Here is a 22,837-nt window from a genome sequence, read left to right as displayed (position 1 = left end):
ATTTCTACGCTTTAAATACAGATATATTTTAAAATCTCAATTTAATTTACTTTTTTAATTAAAATCAAATAATATATCTTGTAGTGTAATATCAGAAATATATTTATATATCTCCTATATTATTATAAACGGAATGTTTTTAACCTTCAATAGCTTTATACTTCATTTTGGTTGCTTTTCCTCCTCTTATATGCCTTTCCGCCTTATTTAACTCAAGCACACCTTTAGCAAGCTCAGCAATTTGAGGATTTATTTGAGGTAATCTTTCTGTCATATCTTTGTGTATTGTACTCTTGCTAACACCAAAAACTTTAGCTGTTTTTCGAATAGTAGCCTTAGATTCAATTATATATTTCGCAACTTCCATAACTCTTTCTTCAATGTAATCTTTCAAAGTTGCTACCTCCTTAACCCTTCTACTTAATAAATATGCATTAATGTCTTCATAAATTACTTTGAGTATTTTCAAAATAATTTATAAGATTTTAATGAACTAGAATTTTTTCAGGATCTACAGCTAAATAAGTTCCATCCTTTTGCTTTTGGTCAATTTCAAAATACAAGCAGCTTGAATCTGTTATTAACTTATTACTGTAATTACTGTCACCTATTTTACCTATGGTTTGACCTTGTTTAACATTATCATTTGGCTTAATTGATATACTTTTTTCATCCAAATTATCATATACTGTAGTATATCCTGTTTGATCATTTACAATTGTTACTTTACCATTATCAACATTCTTCACTACTCCATCGCAAGTAGCTAAAACATTTAATTCTTTACTAGGAGATATATATTCTCCTGGTATATTAGTGTACTTTCCATTTTTAGCATACCAAGTATCAAATTTCACAACTATATTACCGTTCTTAAGTGGATCCAAAAAAGTACTTTTTACAACGTTATTAGCTGCTGCTGGTGCTGTAGGTTGTGTATCTTTTTTCATTAGGTTTTGATTTACTTGCTTTGCATTTTCTATCTTTTCTTTTGCTGCATTTCCTTTATCTGTTGTTTTTGATACTTCATTTTTACTTTGTGTAACGTTCTTTTGTTTAGGTTGATTCATAGAAACACTTTTAGTATTATTCTTTATATTCATATATATGCTGACTGCACCTATAATACATAAGCAACAAAATAATACTATGTAAAAAGCATTTCTTTTGAGAAAATTAATCACCCTATTTTCTTTATTGTTTTGTTTATTTTTCCAATCATTATTCATTGCTAACACCTCCTTTTAGTATTGTGTCCATAACATAGCAAAAAATACATTTTATATGAATATTTTTTGCCATATTGCTCTAATTGTTGCAAAATAAAAAATTAGTCCCATCAATAAATACAATCCAAACTACTTATACATAATCTGGCTATATATATCTTTGAAACTAATTTATTTAGTATATATGTTATAGCTTTAATAACTTTATATTTACAATTAGTAACTTATATTTTTTATTTCTACTCCTGTATAATAATGCTTAATTATATCTTTATAATTTGATCCTTTGTCAGCCATTGCTTTAGCTCCCCATTGACTCATTCCAAGACCATGACCATATCCTATACAATCAAATTCAATACTTGAAATATTATACTTAATCTGAAAATTTGTTGAATTTAACCCTAGTATAGTTCTGAACTTTGTTCCAAGTAAAACATTATTTCCCACTTTAACTTCATTGACACTCCCTGTGCTATTTTTTTTAACTATACTAATTCCCATCCTTGCTTGAATACTATTTATTTTGTTATTAACACATGAATTTATTTTATCTACAAAATCACTATATGACATTTTTAACGTTGTTTTGTACTTACTAGCTGATTCTTCTCCTGGACTTGAAACACTTCTTAAATAAGGCTTATCTTCATTCAACACTTCTTTTATATTTTCAGTTTTACCACTGCTAACAGAAAAGTAATATGGATCTGTTATTATTTTATTTTTATATGTAATTACCTCCCCCTTGGTATCCTCTACTGCAGTGCTTACTTTATTCCAATATTCATTAGCTTTATCCTTAGGAAATTTACTCAACACGTCCTTCTTATCTGTATAAACTTGACACTGTACTGTATTTACCACATCTGCACCATATGCATCCTTATATTTTTTCCCACCAAATTCTTCCATGTGGCATACCGCAAAGGTTCTTGCTGCAATAGCCTGCGCCTTCAGAGCTTCTATATTAAATTCTGCCGGCATTTCAGAAGGAACTACTCCTTTTACATACTCCTCAAGATTTAAATTTTCAATTTTCTTTTCGTTACTCATATAAACAGTTATCTCACAATCTTCAGTATTTTTTTTCACAATATCTAAATCATCATTATTTTTGTTATAGGATTTTTTACTTACATTACCTCCCTTTTTATAATACTCATTATTATTTATTCCCCCAATGAATATAGAAACTAAAAAAACAAATACTATAACAACAGCTAATCCCATAAGAAATCTTTTTATCACTTACTTATCCCCCTGTTTTTTGATGTTAGATTTTAATTTATAACATCATATTGTAATAAAATTTATTTTATTCTAACTTCTCTATATACTATACTATTTATATTTTTGAAAATTATTACACTGCTTTTCATCTGTAATTATAAAAAAGTAGAATACCTATTTAATTTAATGTTTATTTCCATCTAGAAAACATTATTAAGGTATCCTACTTTATATTATATTTAATATTCTTTTATTCCTTTGTTCTTTCAATTTTTGCGCCTAACTTTCTAAGCTTTTTTTCAATATTAACATATCCTCTATCAATGTGGTATATATCACTTATTTGTGTTTCACCCTCTGCTGCTAGACCTGCTAATATAAGTGCAGCACCCGCTCTTAAATCTGTTGCTCTTACACTACAACCTAAAAACTCATTTACTCCCATTATCACTGCACTTCTTCCATCAATCTTTATATTTGCACCAAATCTCTTTAATTCAGGAACGTGCATAAACCTATTTTCAAAAATCGTTTCAGTTATAACACTTGTGCCTTTAGTACAACATAAAAGTGACATGATTTGAGCTTGCATATCTGTTGGAAATCCTGGATATGGCATAGTTTTTATATCTACTGGTCTTAACTCGTTTCTACCATCTATTATCAAATCTTTTTCATTTATCTCCATATTTATTCCCATCTCACAAAACTTAGCTATCATTGGTTTTATACTTTTTTCTTCTATGCCATTTATCTTTATTTTACTTTTAGTTATAGCTGCTGCTATTATAAACGTTCCCGTTTCTATCCTATCGTAAATTGGTCTATACTTTATCCCTTTTAATTTCTTAACACCTTTTATTATTATTGCTCCTGTTTCTATTTTCTTTATATCTGATCCCATTTCATTTAAAAAATCAATTAAATCATCTATTTCTGGCTCTTGGGCAGCATTCTCTATTATGGTTTCTCCCTCTGCAAAAACTGAAGCCATTATTATATTTTCAGTAGCACCAACTGATGGAAAATCAAGATATATCCTATCACCTAAAAGTTTAGATGCTTTTCCTTCAACATATCCATGACCAATTTTTATATCTACTCCTAATGCCTTTAACCCTTTAAGGTGCAAATCTATTGGTCTAGTTCCTATATTGCACCCTCCTGGAAGAGATATCTTAAATTTACCGTATCTTGAAATCATTGGTCCCATAATTAAAAATGATCCTCTCATCTTCCTTACAAGTTCAGCATCTGGCTCAGTATTTTTAATATTTGACGTATCTATCTTCATGTCTCCAGTATTAAAATCTATGTCTATATCAGCACCCATAGATTTTAATAAATCGCCTATCACAAACACATCTAAAAGCATAGGACAATTTTTTATAGTGCATTTCTCACCACATAATATGGTCGCAGCAATTATTGGTAGCACTGAATTTTTTGCACAACTTATATTCACTTCACCATTTAAAGTTTCCCCACCCTTTATAATAAATTTATTCATTTTAATCCTCCAATCATAACTGCATACCAAAATATGATTTAGTTATATAATTTTTAATACGTAATTGGTATGATTGGTGTACCAACTATTATAAAATTTCCGTTTTCATATTTACATACAGAATAATTAAAATCTACTTTTCTATTTCCATCTCGTATATAATTAAACTTTTTTGTGTATGCAGTAGTGCTTAAATTTTTATTTAACTTAACCGTTTTTATATTTTCCGCCCTTATACTGCTTAAAATTTTCTTCACTTTTTCATCTATGTTTTTAATGTTTTTAATTTTACTTTTAGCTTTTAAATACTTATAACACTGTAAATTATTGCAATTAAAATCCTTCCCAAGTATAGTTTCTTCAATATTGTTAAGATTATTATTATTAACTTTTTCCTCTTCTACAATATCTACTTTAACTTTATCTTTATCTAGCACACTTGCTTCTATATAACCTGATATATTTGGATTTTTAAATTCTATACAATAGCCTAATCCATCATCTAAAGTTACCGTGCTATATAGATTTTTTACACCTGAACCCTTAATATTTTTTATAATACCGTTACTTAAATTTTTACAATTTCCATTATTTATAAATGAAATATTTACACCAGTTTCCACCACATTACTCTGTGTATCCTTTACTATATCTCCAAAAATATCTTGATTCAATTCCGCCCTTATACTATGTCCACAAATGAGCAGCAGTGATATAAATATTAATAGTGCAAAACAAAAAATTAGTTTGTTGTACTTCATGTTTTCCATCCTCCTTATAGTAAAGATTATTGACAGAAAACATTCTTTTTATTCCTAGATGAATTTAAGTTTTGGACAAGCAGTTAACTATGAAAAATCAATATTTATACCAGCAAAAAATAATTACTAGTACACTATTAATATATAAATTTATTTAAAAAGTGTGAAAAAAAAACCGCGAAAAAAATCCACGGTTTTTTAATATTAATTAACTATTCTTTGTTTTAATTCTTGCAAGTGCTCTTGAAAGAGATAGTTCTGCTCTTTTTACATCTATATTGTCTCCACTACTTTTAAGTCTTTTTTCTGCTCTTTCCTTAGCTGTTTCAGCTCTATTAATATCTATCTCATCTGGCCATTCGCTTGCATCACACAAAAAAGAAACTTCTTCTGCGCCTACATTTAAAATGCCAGTAGATGTAAATACTTCTTTTCTTGAACCATCTTCTTCTACTAATATTGTCTCAGTTGGTGTTAAAAAAGCAACTAAGTCTGTGTGATTGGGAAGTATTCCTATCTCACCTTCAACTGTTCTAGTTATAATCTCTTTTACATTTCCAACATAAAACGTCTTTTGAGGAGTTAGTATGCTCAACTTAATATTATTTGCCATACAAAATCACTCCTTAGCTTTCCATCATTTTTTTAGCTTTTTCTTTTACATCTTCTATTGTTCCTGCAAATAAGAATGCAGCTTCTGGAAGATCATCACACTTACCATCCAATATTTCTTTAAAACTTCTTATAGTATCTTTTACAGTTACAAATTGACCCTTCATTCCTGTAAATTGTTCAGCAACACTAAAAGCTTGAGATAAGAATCTCTGTACTTTTCTTGCTCTTCCAACTAACAATCTATCTTCATCTGAAAGTTCGTCAACACCAAGTATAGCTATGATATCTTGAAGTTCTTGATATCTTTCAAGTATATGCTTAACTTTATTGGCAACTTCATAATGTTCTTCTCCTACAATTCTTGGATCAAGTATTCTTGAAGTTGATTCAAGAGGACTAACTGCAGGATAAATTCCAAGGTTTGATATTTCTCTTGAAAGAACTGTTGTTGCATCAAGATGCGTAAATGTTGTTGCTGGAGCTGGGTCCGTAAGGTCATCAGCAGGAACATATACAGCCTGAACGGATGTAATTGATCCTTGTTTTGTTGATGTTATTCTCTCTTGAAGAGCACCCATTTCATTTGCAAGTGTTGGTTGATAACCAACGGCACTAGGTATTCTACCAAGTAAAGCTGAAACCTCTGAACCAGCTTGTGTGAATCTGAATATATTATCTATAAATAGAAGCACGTCTTGACCTTTGTCTCTGAAATATTCAGCCATTGTAAGTCCTGTTAAAGCAACTCTCATTCTAGCACCAGGTGGTTCATTCATCTGACCAAATACTAGCGCTGTCTTATTTATAACCCCTGAATCTTTCATTTCATAATAAAGGTCATTACCTTCTCTTGTTCTTTCTCCAACACCTGTGAATACTGATAATCCACCGTGCTCTTTTGCTATATTATTTATAAGTTCTTGAATAAGAACTGTCTTACCAACACCAGCACCACCGAACAAACCGATCTTTCCACCTCTTTGATATGGAGCAAGTAAATCTATAACCTTAATACCTGTTTCAAACATTTCTGGTTGAACTGATTGTTCTTCAAAACTTGGAGCTGATCTATGGATTGGATAATATTGATCAGTACTTATATCTCCTGCTTCATCTATTGTTTGACCTAAAACATTAAAAAGACGACCTAAAACACTCTCTCCAACTGGTACAGATATTGGTTTACCTGTATCAACTGCTTCCATGCCTCTTTTTAATCCATCAGTACCTTCCATTGCTATTGTTCTTACTACGTCGTCTCCTACGTGTTGTTCAACCTCAGCAATGAGTTTTTGATCATTTCCCATATTTATTTCTATGGAATTATAGATGTCAGGAAGGTTCTCTGCATCAAATTTAATATCCACAACAGGTCCTATTACCTGAACAATTTTTCCTACATGTTCTGGCATCAGTTTCCCTCCTTATTTAAGAGCTTCTGCTCCTCCAACTATTTCTGTAATTTCTTGAGTAATAGCGCTTTGTCTAATTCTATTATAAGTAATATTCAAAGCTTCAAGTAAGTCATTTGCATTTTTAGTAGCACTATCCATTGAAGACATTCTAGATGCCTGCTCACTTGCCTTAGAATTTAACAACATATTAAACAATTGCTGTTCAATATGAAGCCTTATAGCCTTTTCAAGTATAATTTCTGGCTCTGGCTCAAACTCAGCTACACTCACTTTTTCCATCTTTTTAGGTTCTATAGGCAGAACTTTTTTTACCTCATTCTTTTGGTTTACTGTAGATACAAATTTAGTATATACAACATAAACTTCTCCTATTTCACCTTTTTCATAAAGACTTAAAGCACGGTCTGCTATTTCTTTAGCCTCATTTAATCCTGGTTCGTTTGGAATATCAACGTATTCGGATAAAGTCTCATATTTAAGCCTTTTAAAATAAGATATTCCTTTTTGACCAACAGTTATAAGTAAGGATTTATCCTTATCCTTTTTCATAACTTCGTCAGCAGCAGATACAACAGCTCCGTTAAAACCTCCACAAAGACCAGAATCAGAAGTCAAAGCTATATAAAGTTTCTTATCGCTTTTATTTCCAGCTACATATAAATTATTCTTACCAGAAGAATTTACAATTTTATCTATAGCACTATTAAAAGCTTCATAATATCCTTTATTAGCTTCGAGGTTCTGTCTAGATTTTCTTAAATTAGAGGTGGCTATAAGTCCCATGGCGTTTGTTATCTTCTTAGTATTTGTGATAGACTTAATTCTTCTTTTTATAGTAATAAGTCCTGCTCCTGCCATTACTTCACCTCCTGCATAGGAAAGTCAATAACTACTGTTCCTCTGCTAAAAATATCTTTTTATATTCATTAATAGCTTTAGTAAGTTCACTGCTTATTTCGTCAGTTAATTCTTTCTTTTCAACTATTTGTTTACCTAAATCTCTATAATGAGCATCGATATATTCAAATAATCCACTTTCAAATGCATTAAGTTTTGAAACCTCAATATCCATTACATATTCATTTACAACTGCAAATAATATCATTACCTGCTTTTCAACTGGCATTGGTTTATATTGCGGTTGTTTCATTAACTCTGTAAGTCTCTTACCTTTTTCAAGTCTCTTTTTAGATTCTTTATCAAGATCAGAACCGAACTGAGCAAATGCTGCAAGTTCTCTATATTGTGCAAGCTCAAGTCTTAAAGTTCCCGAAAGCTTCTTCATTGCTTTAATTTGAGCACTACCACCAACTCTTGATACCGAAATACCTGAGTTAACAGCTGGTCTCTGTCCTGCATAGAACAATTCTGATTCAAGGAATATTTGACCATCTGTGATTGAAATAACATTTGTTGGTATGTAACCAGCAACATCACCTGCAAGAGTCTCTATTATAGGAAGTGCTGTTATTGAACCTCCTCCAAGTTTATCTGAAAGCTTAGCAGCTCTTTCAAGAAGTCTTGAATGTAAATAGAATACGTCTCCAGGATATGCTTCTCTGCCTGGTGGTCTACGTAAAAGTAATGACATAGTTCTATAAGCAACAGCGTGCTTTGAAAGATCATCATATACAATAAGTACATCTTTTCCTTTAAACATAAAGTTTTCGGCAATTGTTACTCCTGAATATGGTGATAAATATTGAAGTGGTGCTGAATCTGAAGCACTTGCTGCTACAACTATGCTGTAATCCATAGCTCCCATTTCTTCAAATGTATTAACTATATGCGCTACTGTAGATTGCTTTTGACCTATAGCAACATATATACAAATTACGTCTTTTCCCTTTTGATTTAATATAGTATCGATAGCTATTGCAGTTTTACCTGTCTGTCTATCTCCTATAATAAGTTCTCTTTGTCCTTTTCCAATAGGTATCATTGAGTCTATGGCTTTTAATCCTGTTTGAAGTGGTTGATTAACTGACTGTCTATCAATAACTCCTGTAGCTTTTATATCTACTGGTTTTGAATCTTCAGCTTTTATTGGTCCTTTACCATCTATTGGTTGACCAAGAGCATTTACAACTCTTCCAAGCATTGCTTCACCAACAGGCACTTCAACAACTTTTCCTGTACTCTTAACAATGTCACCTTCCTTGATTCCTTCTTCTGAACCAAGTAAAACACATCCAACATTGTCTTGTTCAAGGTTTAGAGCCATTCCATATACATCGTTTGGAAACTCAAGAAGTTCGCCAGCCATACAATTTTTTAAACCATATATTCTAGCGATACCATCACCTATTTCTATTATAGTACCTGAATCTACTGTTTCTAATTTATTTTCGTATCCTTCAATTTGACTTTTTATTATTGAAGTTATCTCTTCAGGTTTTATGTTCATAGGCTCACCTCTATCCTTTTTTAAGCATTAATTTTTTCATGCTATCTAATTTAAATTTAACAGTTCCATCAATTACATCGTCACCAACTCTTACATAAACTCCACCAATAATACTTTTATCTATTATTTCTTTCAATATAACTGTTTTGTTATATTTAGCTGAAAGTTTACTTGTAAGAGTTGTCTTTTCACCTTCAGTAAGTGGTATTACAGTTTTAACGTCTGCAATAACTTTATTGTGTTTCTCAAGAGAAATTATATTTAACTGAGATAAAATCCCCTCAGCATCATGAATTCTCTTTTTTTCAATAAGAAGTAACAAAAAGTTAAGTAACTTCTCATCAATTTTTCCCTTAAAGATTTCCATAAATATTTTCTTTTTTTCAGAAGTACTTACTTGTGGATGATTAACAACTTGAATCACATCTTGGTTTGTTTTAAGTAAACCAACAATATCATTAAAATCGTTAATATACTCCTCTAATTTTTGTCTCTCTTCACCTACTTCATATAAAGCAAGTGCATATCTTCTATCCAAATACTCATACATAATTAAATACCTACCTTAGATACAAAATCTTCTATGAGTTTCCTATGTTCTACTTCATTTATGGAATTTTCAAGAGCTTTTGATGATATTAATACTGCAAGTTCAACAACTTGATTTTTAATTTCATCTTCTGCTTTCTCTTTCTCTCTTTGGGTTTCCCTCTTAGCTCTTTCTAAAATGTTCTGAGCTTCATTTTTAGCTTCTTCTGTTATTTCATCCGAAACTTTTTCAGCCTTTACTTTGTAGTTTTCTACAATTGTTTTACCTTGAAGTTTTGAATCTTCTAGGTTCTTTTCGCATTTAACTTTTAAACGCTTAGCTTCTTCATTTTGATCATCAGCATTTTTTATTGTCAATGCAACTTCACTATTCCTATCATCAATAACTTTATTTACTTTATCAAATAAAAAGTGTTTTAGTATCAACATAAGGATTATAAAGTTTACTATTGTAAATACTATCGTACTTATACTAAATTCCATATACTTAGAAGCCTCCCTCCAGGCTTAGTCTTTATTAAAAATAAACCCATTATTTATCTTATAACGAATAATAACATTATAGCAACAAATAAAGCATATAATGATGTAACTTCAGCAAATGCTAAACCCATTATCATTGTAGGCATAACTTTTGATGCAGATTCTGGTTGCCTTCCAATAGCTTCAACAGCCTTACCTGTAACTGAACCTATACCGACACCTCCACCAATACATCCAATTGCTGCTAAACCTGCACCAATAGCATTCATTCCATGTAAAAAAGTAGTAGAATCAATATTCATATCATTTCCTCCTTAAAAGTTTAAATTTTAGTATATAATAACTAACATCAATTTTGATGCAGCTTATTATTATCTTAATAACACATACCTATTCATGTCCCATACCTAATTTAGTAAATATCATAGTTAACAGTATGAATACATAAGCTTGAAGAACACCATCAAACATATCAAAGAAACCATGAAGCGGTATTGGAATTATCAATTTAGCTGGTGTTGCATAAACTAAAGATATAACTATAGCACCAACAAGCATATTAATAAATAAACGCAAACATAATGATATTGGTACTGTGAATTTTTCTAGTATATTCATAGGAGCCATTATTGGTCCTTCACCAAAAATTGATTTTAAATAACCACCAATACCAGTTCTTTTTATTACGGTTGCATTTATTAAGAAAGCACTTACTATTGCAAAACCTGCTGTAACACTAATATCCTTTGTTACTGGTTCAACACCTACTAGTCCTGTTAAATTTAAGAAAAGTATAAATACTGCCATGGAACCAATAATTGGAACAAAGTTCATGAATTTGTCTCCCATGTTTTCTTTTACTAATCCATTTATTAAATTAACAATCATTTCCACTACACTTTGCTTTTTGTTTGGAATCTTCTTTAAATTGCTAGTAAGCGCTAATGTCAACACTAATATAATTAACATTATAATCCATTGTACTACTACAGATTGTTTTATAGCAATATTAAATCCCCCAAATTTCAGAGCAAACATTGTTTTTGACCCTAGATCCATTTAAATCACTTCCTTCCATTGCTTTTTAATAATAGCCCATAAATAGTGAGTGCTATAAAATGAGCACTATAACCACCTATATAGGCAATTAGATAATATTTATATATTATACATAGAACAATACTTATAATACCAACAAGTATTACTCTAAAAATTGAACTTAAAAGTATAAGTGACTTAGTTCCTTTCTTTTTAATCAAAACAAAATTAGCAGTTACAGTACTTAGATAAAAATTCAAAGCTGCTGTAAAGACCCCTAACGTCATTACAATTGAAAACATATAGTTGGTAATAAATAGAAGAACTACGAAAATTATTGCAGCGATAATTGCATCACAAATTGTTACCAACTTTAACATTCTTTTAACATCAAAATCCAAATTACTTCCTCCACTATATTAACACGATATTTAAATTATATATCTTAAATTTTTATAAATAAAACTCCGTTTTAAGATTTTTTTAATAATATTCACCCTTTTTTCATGTTTGCAAACGTTTTAAACCCATTTCTTGTCGCTATAGTAATTATAAATCAATTTTGCTCCAAGTATTGCATTAAGTTCTTCTTTATTCAAATGACTGAATATTATAAATTTATACTTTTTTTTCGAATATTATGCAATTTTCAACACAATTATCTGCCTCTATTTTTTATATATAAAATAACCTTATAATTTAAAGTTTTCATTATTGTCACATTTTTTATACAAAAATTTAGAGATTTTTTTTAAAAAATAACTCTATAGAACTTTTTCGTTCTATAGAGTTATTTTTAACAATATTTACTAGCATCTTTCAAGTAATATTGCAGTTCCTTGTCCTCCACCTATACATAAAGTTGCCAAACCTTTTTTAGCATCTCTTTTTTGCATAGCGTGAACAAGCGTAACAAGTATTCTTGCACCAGATGCTCCAATTGGATGTCCGAGTGCAATAGCTCCACCATTTACATTTACTTTATTCATATCAAATTTCAAGTCTTTTGCTACTGCTAAACTTTGAGCTGCAAAAGCTTCATTTGATTCTATTAAATCTAATTCATCAACTGTCCAACCTGCTTTTTCAATAGCTCCTTTTGTTGCATAAAAAGGTCCATATCCCATTATTGCTGGGTCAACTCCTGCTGAACCATAAGAAACAATTTTAGCAAGTGGTTTTACTCCAAGCTCTTTTGCTTTATCTGCACTCATAATTACAAGTACTGCTGCACAATCATTTAATCCTGAAGCATTACCTGCAGTAACTGTTCCATCTTTCTTAAATGCAGGTTTTAATTTTGCAAGTCCTTCTATAGTTGAGCCGAATCTAGGATGTTCATCTGTATCAAATACAACGTCACCTTTTCTTGTTTTTATTACTACTGGAACTATTTCATCTTTAAATTGACCTGTTTTTATAGCTTCTTCAGCTTTCTTTTGTGAAGCAAGTGCAAATTCATCTTGTTCTTCTCTTGAAATATTCCATCTCTCTGCTATATTTTCAGCTGTAATTCCCATGTGATAATCATTAAATGCATCCCATAATCCATCAGTGATCATTTCATCAATGAATTTAGCGTCTCCCATTCTATATCCCCATCTAGCATTGTTTGCTAAAAAAGGAGCTCTAGACATGTTTTCCATACCACCTGCTATTATTACATCTGCATCTCCTGCTTTTATAATTTGTGCTGCCAAGCTAACTGTTCTAAGTCCTGATCCACAAACTTTATTTACTGTCAATGCTGGAATTTCAACTGGTAAACCTGCTTTAAACGATGCCTGTCTTGCTGGATTCTGTCCTAATCCTGCTTGAAGAACATTACCTAAAATAACTTCATTAACATCTTCTGGCTTTATTCCTGCTTTTTTAACAGCTTCCTTTATGGCTATAGCTCCCAAATCTACTGCTGGTACATCCTTAAGACCCTTTCCATAAGATCCAATCGCTGTTCTTACTGCACTAGCTATTACAACTTCTTTCATTATACCTAACCTCCTAAATTTTAATTACGGGGTAATGATAAACCAATTTAATGCATTTCATAAATCCCATAGTTTATACCTAATTTATACGTTTTCTCTAACAACTTAATTATACCCACTATTATTATTTTTATCAATATATTTTGTTAAAAAAAACACAAACTTTAATAATTTTTAACAAAAAATAAACTTATGAACATGTCGTTGCAACCTAAAATGGGCTCTCAACAAAAATTCATAAGTTTATATTTTAACTATATATAATACATAAAACACTTACATTGAGCCACATAAAATATTCCTGCCTAATTGGTTCGACCCTAGAATCTTTTATGTGGCTCAATATTTTAGTGTTTTCGCATTATATAACTATCCCTTAACTCTCTCACTACAATTATAAAATATTCCCGCCTAATTGGTTCGACCCTAGAATCTTTTATGTGGCTCAATATTTTAGTGTTTTCGCATTATATAACTATCCCTTAACTCTCTCACTACAATTATAAAATATTCCTGTCTAAGCGGCTGACCCTAGAATCTTTTATGTGGCTCAATGTTTTAGTGTTTTCACATTATATAACTACATCTAAATATTATTTTTTGGCGAAAATTCATCTGGTCTACTTTTTAATTTTCCAAAGTGATACAATATGGCATCAACTATTCTTTCAGATGCTTTTCCATCACCATATGGATTTATAGCCTTACTCATTCTTTCGTATTCATCTTGATTTTTCATTATCTTATAAGTTTCATCTACTATTTTTTTAACATCAGTTCCTACTAATTTTACAGTTCCAGCTTCTACTGCTTCTGGTCTTTCAGTTACATCACGTAAAACAAGTACAGGTTTTCCTAAATGTGGAGCTTCTTCTTGAAGTCCACCTGAATCTGTCATAACCATAAAACATTTATTCATAAGATTATGAGTTTCTTTTGTATCAAGTGGAGAAAGTAAATGAACTCCCCTCATTCCATTTAAATTTTTAAATACAACATCTTTAACTATTGGATTTAAATGCACTAAATATACAAGTTCAACATCATCATTTTCTTCTACAATTCTTCTCAATGCTGTACATATATTTTCTATTCCTTTTCCCCAGTTCTCACGCCTATGAGCTGTTACCATTATAACCTTTTTATTTTTATAATCTAAATTATTAAGTTCTTCATTTTCAAATACATAGTCCTCTTCTACTGTATGATTCATAGCATCTACAACTGTATTTCCTGTAATAAATATATTTTCTTCAGCAACAGCTTCTCTTAAAAGATTTCCTCTTGAACCAGCAGTTGGCGCAAAATGTAAATCTGCAACTGCCCCTGTAAGTTTTCTATTCATTTCTTCTGGAAACGGAAAATATTTATTAAATGTTCTAAGACCTGCTTCAACATGTCCTACTGCTATTTTCTTATAAAATGCCGCTAATGCCGCAGCAAAGGTTGTTGTTGTATCTCCATGTACAAGAACAATATCTGGCTTTTCTTCAGTAAAAATCTTATCTAATCCCTCTAAAACTCTTGCTGTTATACCTGTAAGACTCTGTTTTGTTTTCATTATATTCAAATCAAAATCCGGATTTATATCAAATAAATTAAGTACTTGATCTAACATTTGCCTATGTTGTGCTGTAACGCATACTTTTGATTCAACATTTTCATTTTGATTTAATTTTCTTACTAATGGCGCCATTTTTATTGCTTCCGGCCTGGTGCCAAATATACTTACTACTTTTATCTTTTCCATAAAACAACCTCCTCGAGCTAATACAACTCTTACACATTACTTTATTTATGTTTAAATAATCCAAATTTCCATGCTAAACCAACTACACATACAACGGCTCCTGCAAAAATAACATAGGCTTTAGTATTAGTAAGTTGCATTGCTATTACTGCTATAAGTCCCATTATTGCACTTATAAAATACATTATTAAAACTGCTTGTTTTTGATTTAATCCCATATCAAGTAGTCTATGATGCAAATGCCCCCTATCAGCCTGCATTATCGGCTTTCCATTTATTTTTCTCCTTATTATTGCAAATATAGTATCATAAATCGGTAGTCCAAGAACCAATATTGGAACTGCCAAAACAACAGCAGAGGCAGACTTTATAGCTCCTTGAATAGATATAGCAGCTAAAGCAAAACCAAGAAATTGAGCTCCTGTATCTCCCATGAAAATTGATGCCGGATTAAAATTATATGGTAAAAATCCTAATATAGATCCAGCTAATATTACTGATAATATTTCCGCTTCAATTCTACTAGGCCCGTTTAAAAATGCAACTATCGCTATAGTAATACTTGAAATAACTCCAACACCTGCTGACAAACCATCTAGTCCATCTATTAAATTAAATGCATTTGTAACGCCAATTATCCATATAATAGTTATTGCTATCCCCAAAAAATTATTTATCGGTATGTACGAAAAAGAATTGCTAATAGGATTTGTTATCATCGATACCCTAAGACCAAATCCAATCAAAACAAATGCACCACAAAGTTGAAATAATACTTTATATATGGGTCTTAAACATTTCAAATCATCAATAAAGCCTCCGATAACTATTATTCCACCACCAAATATTATTCCCAGTTCTGCCCTATCTAAAGGACCTTTTTTTAGTATCAACACTATTACAAAGGATAAATATATCGCAAGACCACCTATTTTAGGTATAGGCTTTTTATGAACTCTTCTTTTATCTTTAGGTATATCTATGGCTTTTATATGAATTGCAAATTTTCTCACAAGCGGTGTAGCCAAAAACGAAATGACCACTGCTACAATAAACATGATGTACTTTTTCTCCATATTTACCTTCCTTTTTTCTATTGCTAAATGAAATTTTTTAACTATGTACTAATACTCTATTTCACCCCTAAGTGAATCATCATCCTCAATCCAATCTTTTATTTCTATTTCTCTAAAATTTTTTTCATCATCTCTTATCACAATTTTTTCTATGCCTGAATTTAGAATCAGTCTTTTACACATAGAACATGGAAATGCTTTTTCTACATACTCATGCGACTCAGCATTTTTTCCCACAAGATAAAGCGTACTACCTATCATCTCATTTCTTGCAGCACTTATTATAGCATTTGCTTCAGCATGAACTGACCTACATAATTCATAATGAGTCCCTCTTTTTACATTAAGCTTCTTTCTTATACATACACCAATATCACTACAATTTTTTCTTCCACGAGGTGCTCCCGTATAACCTGTAGATATTATTTCATCATTCTTTACTATTATAGCTCCAAAATCTCTTCTAAGGCATGTTCCTCTTTCAAGTACTGTTTCTGCTATATCTAAATAATAATTATTTTTATCTCGTCTCTCCATAATACTTCTCCCTTATTTTAACTAAAAGCTTAATTGATTTAATTCTTAATACAACCATTTCTAATTATAGTTTAAAATATTAAAAAATGCACCCATTAATTAAATCTTTTTATAAAATTTTAGTTAATTTTGAACACTAAACTTGTATTTTATATGTTTTCAGAAAATATTGGATTACAATCACCTTTTACTTAAATTCTTTATATAACTAAATTTCAACTTAGTTATTTTCATGTTATACTTGCAAATGATTTGCATTATGCTTATAATATATTGTTGTAGATAATTAACAGAAATTTTATATCCTTAAAATAGGAGTGATTTTATAAATGATATCAATTAAAAATCTTTATTTTTCTTATAGCAAAGATTCTAATTATGTAATAGACGACTTAAATTTACATATAAAAAATGGTTCCTATACTTCAATATTAGGGCAAAACGGCACTGGAAAAAGTACTTTAATAAAACTCATTTTAGGTCTTTTAAAACCTGTAAAAGGCAACATAACAATATCTACTAATAAAATAGGATATGTGCCTCAAAGTACTGAAAATTTTAATTTTGCTTTTCCAATAACTGTACGTGAACTTCTCCTATGTCATGCAAAATCTCTTAAACTTAAAAGTCCTGAAAGTACAGTTATTAAATCTCTTAAACTTTTAGGAATGGAAAACTTTCAAAAGAACCTTATTGGTTCATTATCTGGAGGTCAAAAGCAAAAAATTTTTATAGCTAGATCTTTAATCGGAAATCCAGAACTTTTAATTCTAGATGAACCTTCAACTGGAGTAGATGTAAAGAGCCAAAAAGAAATCTATGGCTTCCTTAAAAAAATAAATAAAGAAAATAACGTAACAATAATATGCGTAGAACATAATCTAAAGGCCGCGTATTCAAATTCAACTCATATTTTAAATTTTCATGCGGAAACTGGTTCTCTTTTAAATATTAACGAATTTCTAAGAAATAACATGGAGGTTGTAAATAATGATTGAATTATTTCATCTAAGTTTTATGCAAAATGCTTTAATTGCTTCAATAATGATTGCAATCTTATGTCCTCTCATAGGCATCTTCTTAGTTCTTAAAAGACATTCTATGGTGGGTGATGCATTATCACATGCTTCTTTTGCTGGTGTGGCTTTAGGAATTTTTATTGGGGTTAGCCCTCTTGTAACTACTTTTATTTTTGTATCAATGTGTGCCCTTTTAATCGAACTTCTTAGAAATTCATTTAAACAATATTCAGATTTAGTTCTTCCAATTATTTTAACTCTATCTGTTGGAATTGCTATAACCTTGACTACAAGCGGAAGAGCTAGCGGAAATATAGAATCTTTTCTTTTTGGAAGTATTTTAACAGTTACAAAAGGTGATATAGTATTAATTTCTATAATAAGCGTAATATCAATATTAACCATAATTTTGTTCTATAACAAATTTTTATATACAACCTTTGATGAGGACGGAGCTAAAATTTCAGGAATCAATACAAAACTCTTGAACTATGTATTCTCTCTTGTAGTTGGTTTTGTTATCTCTATTTCAATACAAATAACAGGAATATTAGTAGTATCTTCTCTTTTAGCAGTTCCTGTTGCGGCTGCTATGCAATTTAAAAAAGGTTTTAAGGCAACTCTACTATATTCTATACTCTTTAGCTTTATAGATGTGTTAGTGGGCTTATTTAGCTCTTATTACTTAAACTGTGCTCCTGGTGGAACAGTTGCACTAACATCTGTATTTACTTTAATAATTGCCATTATAATTAGAAGAATTGCTAGAATAGAATAAAAAAAAGTGTTGAAAATTAATTCAACACTTTTTTCATTTTATTTTGTACCAAATAATCTATCTCCTGCATCACCTAGACCAGGAATTATATATCCGTTTTCATCTAATCTTTCATCAATAGATGCAAGGTAAATATCAACATCTGGATGTGCTTCTTGTACTGCAGCTATACCTTCTGGTGCTCCTATAAGACACATCAATCTTATGTATTTTGCTCCTCTTTTCTTAAGGAGTGCTATAGCATCAATTGCTGAACCACCTGTTGCAAGCATAGGATCAGTTACAATTATATCTCTTTCTTCTATATCTTGAGGAAGCTTACAGAAGTATTCTACTGGCTTTAATGTTTCTTCATCTCTATATAAACCTATATGACCAACCTTAGCTGCTGGTATTAATTTTAATACTCCATTAACCATTCCAAGTCCTGCTCTAAGTATAGGAACTATAGCAACTTTTTTTCCTGCAAGCATCTTACATTTAGTAGTGCATATAGGAGTTTCTATTTCAACAGTCTCAAGTTGCATTTCTCTTGTTACTTCATATGCCATAAGCATAGCAACTTCTTCTACCATCTCTCTAAAATCCTTAGAACCTGTATTTTTATTTCTCATAAATGCTAATTTGTGTAGTATAAGCGGATGTGATATTTGTGTTACTTTACTCATTATTTCATTCCTCCATTAAATTTTTTCTCTATTCCTGTAATCTTATCTATCCTTCTTTGGTGTCTATCACCTTCAAATTTTGAATTCAAGAAGGTATCTACAATATCAAGCGCTAAGCCTGTTCCTACAACTCTTTCGCCCATTGCAAGTATATTTGCATTATTGTGTTCTCTTGATGCATGAGCACAGAATGTATCTGAACATACAGCTGCTCTTATTCCTGGTACTTTATTGGCTGAAATACTTATTCCTATACCTGTTCCACAAATAAGTATTCCAAACTCAAAATTATTTTGAGCAACTTCTTCTGCTACCTTTAATGCATAATCTGGGTAATCACATGAATCTTCACTAAAAGTGCCAAAATCCTTAACTTCAATGTTTTTACCTTCTAAATGTTTTATAACTTCCTTTTTTAATGAAAATCCTGCATGATCACTACCTATTGCTATTTTCATAAAAACACCTCCACTTAATACATAATCGCAAAAAAAGAAGATAAGAGTATATTAATTAAATACTTCTATCTTCATTTAATTTTTTAATAAGCATTTCTAATCTCTTTTCAAGATCTCTATAAGTTTGCCTATAAACTTCTACGCTTTTGCCATAAGGATCAGTTACATCTCCCTCTAACTCTATATACTCACTCAATGAATATATCTTATTTGCACTTTTCTCCATATGACTTCTAAGCATATCACTTAAATATGATGTCATTGTTAAAACCAAATCACAAGTATCAACTAAAAAAGGAGTCAATTGTACAGCTTTTCTGCCTGATATATCCACATTAAGATTTTCTTTAACTACACTAGCTGAATTTAAGGATGTTCTACTTTCGGCAATAACAGATGCACCTGCTGAAAAAGCTTCTATACCTTTAATATTACACATACTATTAAATATAGCTTCTGCCATACAACTTCTACATGTGTTACCAGTACAAACAAAAAGTATTTTCATAATCTCCTCCTCAAATTCTTTAGAAAAATAAGTTCTTCCTTATTATTCTTTAATTAACTTAAACATTTATTATATCAAATCCAGCTGACTTATTTAATCGATTCATAATAGCAACTCCAAAACCTTCTTCACTAAAAGCTTCTGAAAGTATAACATCAACTTTTTGGTCATCAAACTCTCTTAGGGTCTCAAACAAATTTTTCCCTATAGTATAAATATCATTTCTACTTCCTAGCGATATTACAGAAGCATTCTTATACTTATCTTTTGTTTCATCAGTCGCCATTATTCCAACTTTTTTATTGTCATCTATATAATTTTGCACTATTTCATTAATTTTTTCAATAGTTTTTTTCAAATCTCCGCTTATTATTTTTACATCCGCCTTAGGTGCATAGTGTTTGTATTTCATTCCTGGTGCTTTAGGCTTAAACTCTGTAGTACTTTTTTTCATAATAGCAGGATCTATGTAGGCATTATTCTCCACTTTTCTCACCATTTCAAGGGTAATTGCTCCTGGCCTTAAAATACATACCGGATTGACTGTACAATCTATAATTGTGGACTCTAATCCAAATTCACAATTTTCTCCTCCTATTATATAATCAACTTTACCATTTAAGTCCTCTATGCATCTTTGTATATCAGTTGGACTTGGTCTTCCTGATATATTGGCTGAAGGCGCTGCTATTGGCACACCTGAATATCTTATAAGCTTTCTCGCAATTCTACTAGATGGCATCCTTACACCTACACTGGTTAACCCTGCACTTGTTACATCAGATATTATGGACTTTTTCTCCAGTATTAAAGTCATAGGTCCTGGCCAAAATTCTTGCATAAGTCTTTTTGCACTTTCACTTATATTTTGGGCATATTTATCCACATCTTCAAAATCAGCTACATGAATTATCAACGGATTATCCTGTGGTCTTCCCTTTGCTTCAAAGATTTTAGTTACTGCTTTTCCATCTTCTGCATTGGCTCCTAATCCATAAACAGTTTCTGTTGGAAAAACAACCAATTTTCCTTTTTGTATAAGTTCCCCAGCTTCTTTCAAAGCCTTATCTGCCTCTATATCATCTTTATTTAAATTAACTATTTTAGTATACAAATTAAACACCTCAGGTTTCTTTAATCTTTTTAAGTTGTTCTATAGATTCATCTGTAAATTTAGCTCCCAAACATACTTTAAAAAGAGTATTTAAAAGAGTATATTTTTTGTATCCTCCATTTCTTATAATTACATAATAGTAATCATCCTCAGGATGTATTTTTTTTATTTTCATATAATATCGAGAAACATCAGGGTATCTTTTCATGAAATTTTTTCCGACAATTCTTAAATATTTATTCCTAAATCTAAACTTAGTTATAAGAATTATCCTCATATCTTTTCCATCTTTTTCAGCATGAACTAAACTTACCTTTTCACATACAATATTATTGTTTTTCTTAAATAATCCATCATTTATTCTTATTTTAAATCCATCACATTCAAAACTCAAATGATTATTTTTTATTCTAACCAATATAGCAAGTACCACAAGTAGCTCAATTACTACTAAATAAATTATATAGAATATGTTAGCCACATGTGAATGCACTAAAACTACTGGCATCGCACAAAAAATAAAGCACATAAAAAGAATAAACAAGTTATCATAGCTATTCTGCTTTTTTATGGCTTTATCTAAATTCACAAAAATCACCTTCTATTAAATCAATCTTTTGTATTTCCCATTTCTTTCATTTTTTCTGCTTGTTCAGCGGTTATAAGTCCATTTATAACTTCATCTATGTCTCCATCTAAGAACTGATCAAGCTTATATATTGTAAGTCCTATTCTATGATCTGTTATTCTTCCTTGTGGAAAATTGTAAGTCCTAATTCTCTCACTTCTATCTCCACTTCCTACTTGATTTTTTCTATTTTCAGCAATTCCTGCACTTCTCTCTGCTTCTGCCTTTTCATAAAGTCTTGCTCTAAGTACCTTCATTGCTTTTTCTTTATTTTTTAGCTGTCTTTTTTCATCTTGACAAGATACAACTATACCACTAGGAATATGTGTTATTCTTACAGCTGAATCTGTAGTATTTACGCACTGACCACCATGTCCTGATGCTCTAAATACATCTACTCTAATATCATTTGGATTTATTTCTATATCAACATCATCAACCTCTGGAAGAACTGCAACCGTAGCTGCTGAAGTATGTATTCTTCCACTAGATTCTGTATCTGGAACTCTTTGTACTCTATGAGTTCCGCTTTCATACTTCATTCTGCTATAAGCTCCATTTCCTTTTATCATAAATACAACTTCTTTAAATCCACCTATATCAGTTTCATTAGCACTCATAACTTCAACATGCCAGCCTTGTCTTTCTGCATATCTCGTATACATTCTAAATAAGTCAGCAGCAAACAGTGCAGCTTCTTCTCCACCTGTTCCACCTCTTATTTCTACAAATACATTCTTACTATCATTTGGATCTTTAGGTAAAAGCATTACCCTTAATTCTTCTTCATAATCCTCAACACTTTTTTCTAATTCTTTTATTTCTTCTTCTACCATTTCTTTGAGTTCAGCATCAATCTTATCTCTAAGCATTTCCTTGTCTGCTTCAAGATCTTCCTTTGCTTTTTTGTATTCTCTATATTTTAAAACTATGGTTTCAACTTCTGAATGTTCTTTACACAGTTTTTGCCATTCGTTTTGATTTGCCATAACAGATGGGTCACTTATTTTTATAGATAATTCATCATATTTACTTTCTATGAATTCAAGTCTCTCTAACATTATTATCACTCC

26 protein-coding genes are annotated in these 22,837 nt (G+C 30.7%); 2 read left to right on the top strand and 24 right to left on the bottom strand.

The annotated features are described in order from the left end of the window. Window positions 1–139 precede the first annotated feature (139 nt). The 18 genes from spoIIID to CLFE_RS05190 form a co-directional block, all read right to left on the bottom strand. Window positions 140–394 (bottom strand): sporulation transcriptional regulator SpoIIID, encoded by a 255-nt coding sequence (spoIIID, locus tag CLFE_RS05275; RefSeq protein ID WP_010966143.1) that lies wholly within the window; start codon window positions 392–394, stop codon window positions 140–142. 91 nt (window positions 395–485) lie between these two features. Next, entirely contained in the window at window positions 486–1,229 is a 744-nt protein-coding gene (locus tag CLFE_RS05270) for a M23 family metallopeptidase (RefSeq protein WP_077892511.1), read from the bottom strand. Between the two features lie 216 nt (window positions 1,230–1,445). After that, window positions 1,446–2,480, bottom strand: coding sequence for a stage II sporulation protein D (spoIID, locus tag CLFE_RS05265; protein WP_077892510.1), 1,035 nt, complete (start codon window positions 2,478–2,480; stop codon window positions 1,446–1,448). Window positions 2,481–2,712: 232 nt separating this feature from the next. Next, the gene (gene murA / locus CLFE_RS05260) at window positions 2,713–3,972 is read right to left on the bottom strand and encodes a UDP-N-acetylglucosamine 1-carboxyvinyltransferase (protein WP_077892509.1); all 1,260 of its coding nucleotides are present in this window, start codon (window positions 3,970–3,972) and stop codon (window positions 2,713–2,715) included. A gap of 53 nt (window positions 3,973–4,025) precedes the next feature. After that, on the bottom strand, window positions 4,026–4,733 hold the full coding sequence (locus CLFE_RS05255; RefSeq protein ID WP_077892508.1) for a YwmB family TATA-box binding protein: 708 nt from the start codon (window positions 4,731–4,733) through the stop codon (window positions 4,026–4,028). A gap of 208 nt (window positions 4,734–4,941) precedes the next feature. Beyond that, on the bottom strand, window positions 4,942–5,346 hold the full coding sequence (locus CLFE_RS05250; RefSeq protein WP_077892507.1) for a F0F1 ATP synthase subunit epsilon: 405 nt from the start codon (window positions 5,344–5,346) through the stop codon (window positions 4,942–4,944). A gap of 13 nt (window positions 5,347–5,359) precedes the next feature. Further along, complete coding sequence (atpD, locus tag CLFE_RS05245; RefSeq protein WP_077892506.1) at window positions 5,360–6,760, bottom strand: F0F1 ATP synthase subunit beta; 1,401 nt, start codon at window positions 6,758–6,760, stop codon at window positions 5,360–5,362. A 12-nt stretch (window positions 6,761–6,772) separates the two neighbouring features. Then, a complete protein-coding gene (gene atpG, locus CLFE_RS05240) occupies window positions 6,773–7,621 on the bottom strand; it encodes an ATP synthase F1 subunit gamma (RefSeq protein ID WP_077892505.1) in 849 nt (282 codons plus the stop codon). 31 nt (window positions 7,622–7,652) lie between these two features. Next, window positions 7,653–9,170 carry a F0F1 ATP synthase subunit alpha gene (atpA, locus tag CLFE_RS05235; protein WP_077892504.1) on the bottom strand — a complete coding sequence of 506 codons (1,518 nt, stop codon included), beginning with the start codon at window positions 9,168–9,170 and terminating at the stop codon, window positions 7,653–7,655. Between the two features lie 10 nt (window positions 9,171–9,180). Beyond that, window positions 9,181–9,720: a F0F1 ATP synthase subunit delta gene (locus CLFE_RS05230; RefSeq protein WP_077892503.1), complete on the bottom strand. Its 540-nt coding sequence runs from the start codon at window positions 9,718–9,720 to the stop codon at window positions 9,181–9,183. A 2-nt stretch (window positions 9,721–9,722) separates the two neighbouring features. Continuing rightward, window positions 9,723–10,202, bottom strand: a complete 480-nt coding sequence (locus CLFE_RS05225; RefSeq protein WP_077835766.1) for a F0F1 ATP synthase subunit B — start codon at window positions 10,200–10,202, stop codon at window positions 9,723–9,725. A 53-nt stretch (window positions 10,203–10,255) separates the two neighbouring features. Then, window positions 10,256–10,504: an ATP synthase F0 subunit C gene (gene atpE, locus CLFE_RS05220; protein ID WP_077835765.1), complete on the bottom strand. Its 249-nt coding sequence runs from the start codon at window positions 10,502–10,504 to the stop codon at window positions 10,256–10,258. Between the two features lie 88 nt (window positions 10,505–10,592). Continuing rightward, window positions 10,593–11,261 (bottom strand): F0F1 ATP synthase subunit A, encoded by a 669-nt coding sequence (locus CLFE_RS05215; protein WP_077835764.1) that lies wholly within the window; start codon window positions 11,259–11,261, stop codon window positions 10,593–10,595. 5 nt (window positions 11,262–11,266) lie between these two features. Next, window positions 11,267–11,641 carry a hypothetical protein gene (locus tag CLFE_RS05210; RefSeq protein ID WP_077892502.1) on the bottom strand — a complete coding sequence of 125 codons (375 nt, stop codon included), beginning with the start codon at window positions 11,639–11,641 and terminating at the stop codon, window positions 11,267–11,269. Between the two features lie 408 nt (window positions 11,642–12,049). Further along, complete coding sequence (locus CLFE_RS05205) at window positions 12,050–13,228, bottom strand: acetyl-CoA C-acetyltransferase (protein ID WP_077835762.1); 1,179 nt, start codon at window positions 13,226–13,228, stop codon at window positions 12,050–12,052. 586 nt (window positions 13,229–13,814) lie between these two features. Further along, window positions 13,815–14,978, bottom strand: coding sequence for a non-hydrolyzing UDP-N-acetylglucosamine 2-epimerase (gene wecB / locus CLFE_RS05200; protein WP_077834496.1), 1,164 nt, complete (start codon window positions 14,976–14,978; stop codon window positions 13,815–13,817). Window positions 14,979–15,019: 41 nt separating this feature from the next. Continuing rightward, window positions 15,020–16,054, bottom strand: coding sequence for a glycosyltransferase family 4 protein (locus tag CLFE_RS05195; RefSeq protein ID WP_077834495.1), 1,035 nt, complete (start codon window positions 16,052–16,054; stop codon window positions 15,020–15,022). A gap of 48 nt (window positions 16,055–16,102) precedes the next feature. Continuing rightward, a complete protein-coding gene (locus CLFE_RS05190; RefSeq protein ID WP_077834494.1) occupies window positions 16,103–16,591 on the bottom strand; it encodes a deoxycytidylate deaminase in 489 nt (162 codons plus the stop codon). 329 nt (window positions 16,592–16,920) lie between these two features. Between CLFE_RS05190 and CLFE_RS05185 the strand changes: the two genes are divergently transcribed. Both CLFE_RS05185 and CLFE_RS05180 read left to right on the top strand, forming a co-directional pair. Further along, the gene (locus CLFE_RS05185) at window positions 16,921–17,589 is read left to right on the top strand and encodes a metal ABC transporter ATP-binding protein (protein ID WP_077834493.1); all 669 of its coding nucleotides are present in this window, start codon (window positions 16,921–16,923) and stop codon (window positions 17,587–17,589) included. Continuing rightward, window positions 17,582–18,388, top strand: coding sequence for a metal ABC transporter permease (locus CLFE_RS05180; RefSeq protein ID WP_077834492.1), 807 nt, complete (start codon window positions 17,582–17,584; stop codon window positions 18,386–18,388). Before CLFE_RS05185 ends, CLFE_RS05180 begins: the two co-directional genes overlap by 8 nt. A 38-nt stretch (window positions 18,389–18,426) precedes the next feature. Here CLFE_RS05180 and upp read toward each other — a convergent pair whose 3' ends face one another. From upp to prfA, 6 genes are read right to left on the bottom strand one after another with little or no spacing between them, the layout of a single operon-like run. After that, on the bottom strand, window positions 18,427–19,056 hold the full coding sequence (upp, locus tag CLFE_RS05175; RefSeq protein ID WP_077834491.1) for a uracil phosphoribosyltransferase: 630 nt from the start codon (window positions 19,054–19,056) through the stop codon (window positions 18,427–18,429). After that, window positions 19,056–19,514 (bottom strand): ribose 5-phosphate isomerase B, encoded by a 459-nt coding sequence (gene rpiB / locus CLFE_RS05170; protein ID WP_077834490.1) that lies wholly within the window; start codon window positions 19,512–19,514, stop codon window positions 19,056–19,058. Before rpiB ends, upp begins: the two co-directional genes overlap by 1 nt. A 55-nt stretch (window positions 19,515–19,569) precedes the next feature. Then, a complete protein-coding gene (locus CLFE_RS05165) occupies window positions 19,570–20,022 on the bottom strand; it encodes a low molecular weight protein arginine phosphatase (protein ID WP_077892501.1) in 453 nt (150 codons plus the stop codon). 58 nt (window positions 20,023–20,080) lie between these two features. Then, on the bottom strand, window positions 20,081–21,136 hold the full coding sequence (locus tag CLFE_RS05160) for an L-threonylcarbamoyladenylate synthase (RefSeq protein ID WP_077892500.1): 1,056 nt from the start codon (window positions 21,134–21,136) through the stop codon (window positions 20,081–20,083). A 10-nt stretch (window positions 21,137–21,146) separates the two neighbouring features. Next, window positions 21,147–21,725 (bottom strand): hypothetical protein, encoded by a 579-nt coding sequence (locus CLFE_RS05155; RefSeq protein WP_077834487.1) that lies wholly within the window; start codon window positions 21,723–21,725, stop codon window positions 21,147–21,149. Between the two features lie 20 nt (window positions 21,726–21,745). Next, on the bottom strand, window positions 21,746–22,825 hold the full coding sequence (gene prfA / locus CLFE_RS05150) for a peptide chain release factor 1 (RefSeq protein ID WP_077892499.1): 1,080 nt from the start codon (window positions 22,823–22,825) through the stop codon (window positions 21,746–21,748). Window positions 22,826–22,837: the final 12 nt, after the last annotated feature.

The organism is Clostridium felsineum DSM 794, assembly GCF_002006355.2.
In the GTDB taxonomy this organism is placed as follows: domain Bacteria; phylum Bacillota; class Clostridia; order Clostridiales; family Clostridiaceae; genus Clostridium_S; species Clostridium_S felsineum.
This window is presented reverse-complemented; position numbering and strand designations above follow the sequence as displayed.

What these genes read in the sequence shown, in the direction of transcription:
- atpE (WP_077835765.1), bottom strand. Translation starts at nt 10,504, where the DNA reads ATGAATATTGATTCTACTACTTTTTTACATGGAATGAATGCTATTGGT.
- CLFE_RS05165 (WP_077892501.1), bottom strand. Translation starts at nt 20,022, where the DNA reads ATGAAAATACTTTTTGTTTGTACTGGTAACACATGTAGAAGTTGTATG.
- upp (WP_077834491.1), bottom strand. Translation starts at nt 19,056, where the DNA reads ATGAGTAAAGTAACACAAATATCACATCCGCTTATACTACACAAATTA.
- rpiB (WP_077834490.1), bottom strand. Translation starts at nt 19,514, where the DNA reads ATGAAAATAGCAATAGGTAGTGATCATGCAGGATTTTCATTAAAAAAG.
- wecB (WP_077834496.1), bottom strand. Translation starts at nt 14,978, where the DNA reads ATGGAAAAGATAAAAGTAGTAAGTATATTTGGCACCAGGCCGGAAGCA.
- CLFE_RS05225 (WP_077835766.1), bottom strand. Translation starts at nt 10,202, where the DNA reads ATGGAATTTAGTATAAGTACGATAGTATTTACAATAGTAAACTTTATA.
- CLFE_RS05190 (WP_077834494.1), bottom strand. Translation starts at nt 16,591, where the DNA reads ATGGAGAGACGAGATAAAAATAATTATTATTTAGATATAGCAGAAACA.
- CLFE_RS05255 (WP_077892508.1), bottom strand. Translation starts at nt 4,733, where the DNA reads ATGAAGTACAACAAACTAATTTTTTGTTTTGCACTATTAATATTTATA.
- murA (WP_077892509.1), bottom strand. Translation starts at nt 3,972, where the DNA reads ATGAATAAATTTATTATAAAGGGTGGGGAAACTTTAAATGGTGAAGTG.
- atpA (WP_077892504.1), bottom strand. Translation starts at nt 9,170, where the DNA reads ATGAACATAAAACCTGAAGAGATAACTTCAATAATAAAAAGTCAAATT.
- CLFE_RS05205 (WP_077835762.1), bottom strand. Translation starts at nt 13,228, where the DNA reads ATGAAAGAAGTTGTAATAGCTAGTGCAGTAAGAACAGCGATTGGATCT.
- CLFE_RS05230 (WP_077892503.1), bottom strand. Translation starts at nt 9,720, where the DNA reads ATGTATGAGTATTTGGATAGAAGATATGCACTTGCTTTATATGAAGTA.
- CLFE_RS05270 (WP_077892511.1), bottom strand. Translation starts at nt 1,229, where the DNA reads ATGAATAATGATTGGAAAAATAAACAAAACAATAAAGAAAATAGGGTG.
- prfA (WP_077892499.1), bottom strand. Translation starts at nt 22,825, where the DNA reads ATGTTAGAGAGACTTGAATTCATAGAAAGTAAATATGATGAATTATCT.
- CLFE_RS05250 (WP_077892507.1), bottom strand. Translation starts at nt 5,346, where the DNA reads ATGGCAAATAATATTAAGTTGAGCATACTAACTCCTCAAAAGACGTTT.
- CLFE_RS05180 (WP_077834492.1), top strand. Translation starts at nt 17,582, where the DNA reads ATGATTGAATTATTTCATCTAAGTTTTATGCAAAATGCTTTAATTGCT.
- atpD (WP_077892506.1), bottom strand. Translation starts at nt 6,760, where the DNA reads ATGCCAGAACATGTAGGAAAAATTGTTCAGGTAATAGGACCTGTTGTG.
- atpG (WP_077892505.1), bottom strand. Translation starts at nt 7,621, where the DNA reads ATGGCAGGAGCAGGACTTATTACTATAAAAAGAAGAATTAAGTCTATC.
- CLFE_RS05185 (WP_077834493.1), top strand. Translation starts at nt 16,921, where the DNA reads ATGATATCAATTAAAAATCTTTATTTTTCTTATAGCAAAGATTCTAAT.
- CLFE_RS05195 (WP_077834495.1), bottom strand. Translation starts at nt 16,054, where the DNA reads ATGGAGAAAAAGTACATCATGTTTATTGTAGCAGTGGTCATTTCGTTT.
- CLFE_RS05215 (WP_077835764.1), bottom strand. Translation starts at nt 11,261, where the DNA reads ATGGATCTAGGGTCAAAAACAATGTTTGCTCTGAAATTTGGGGGATTT.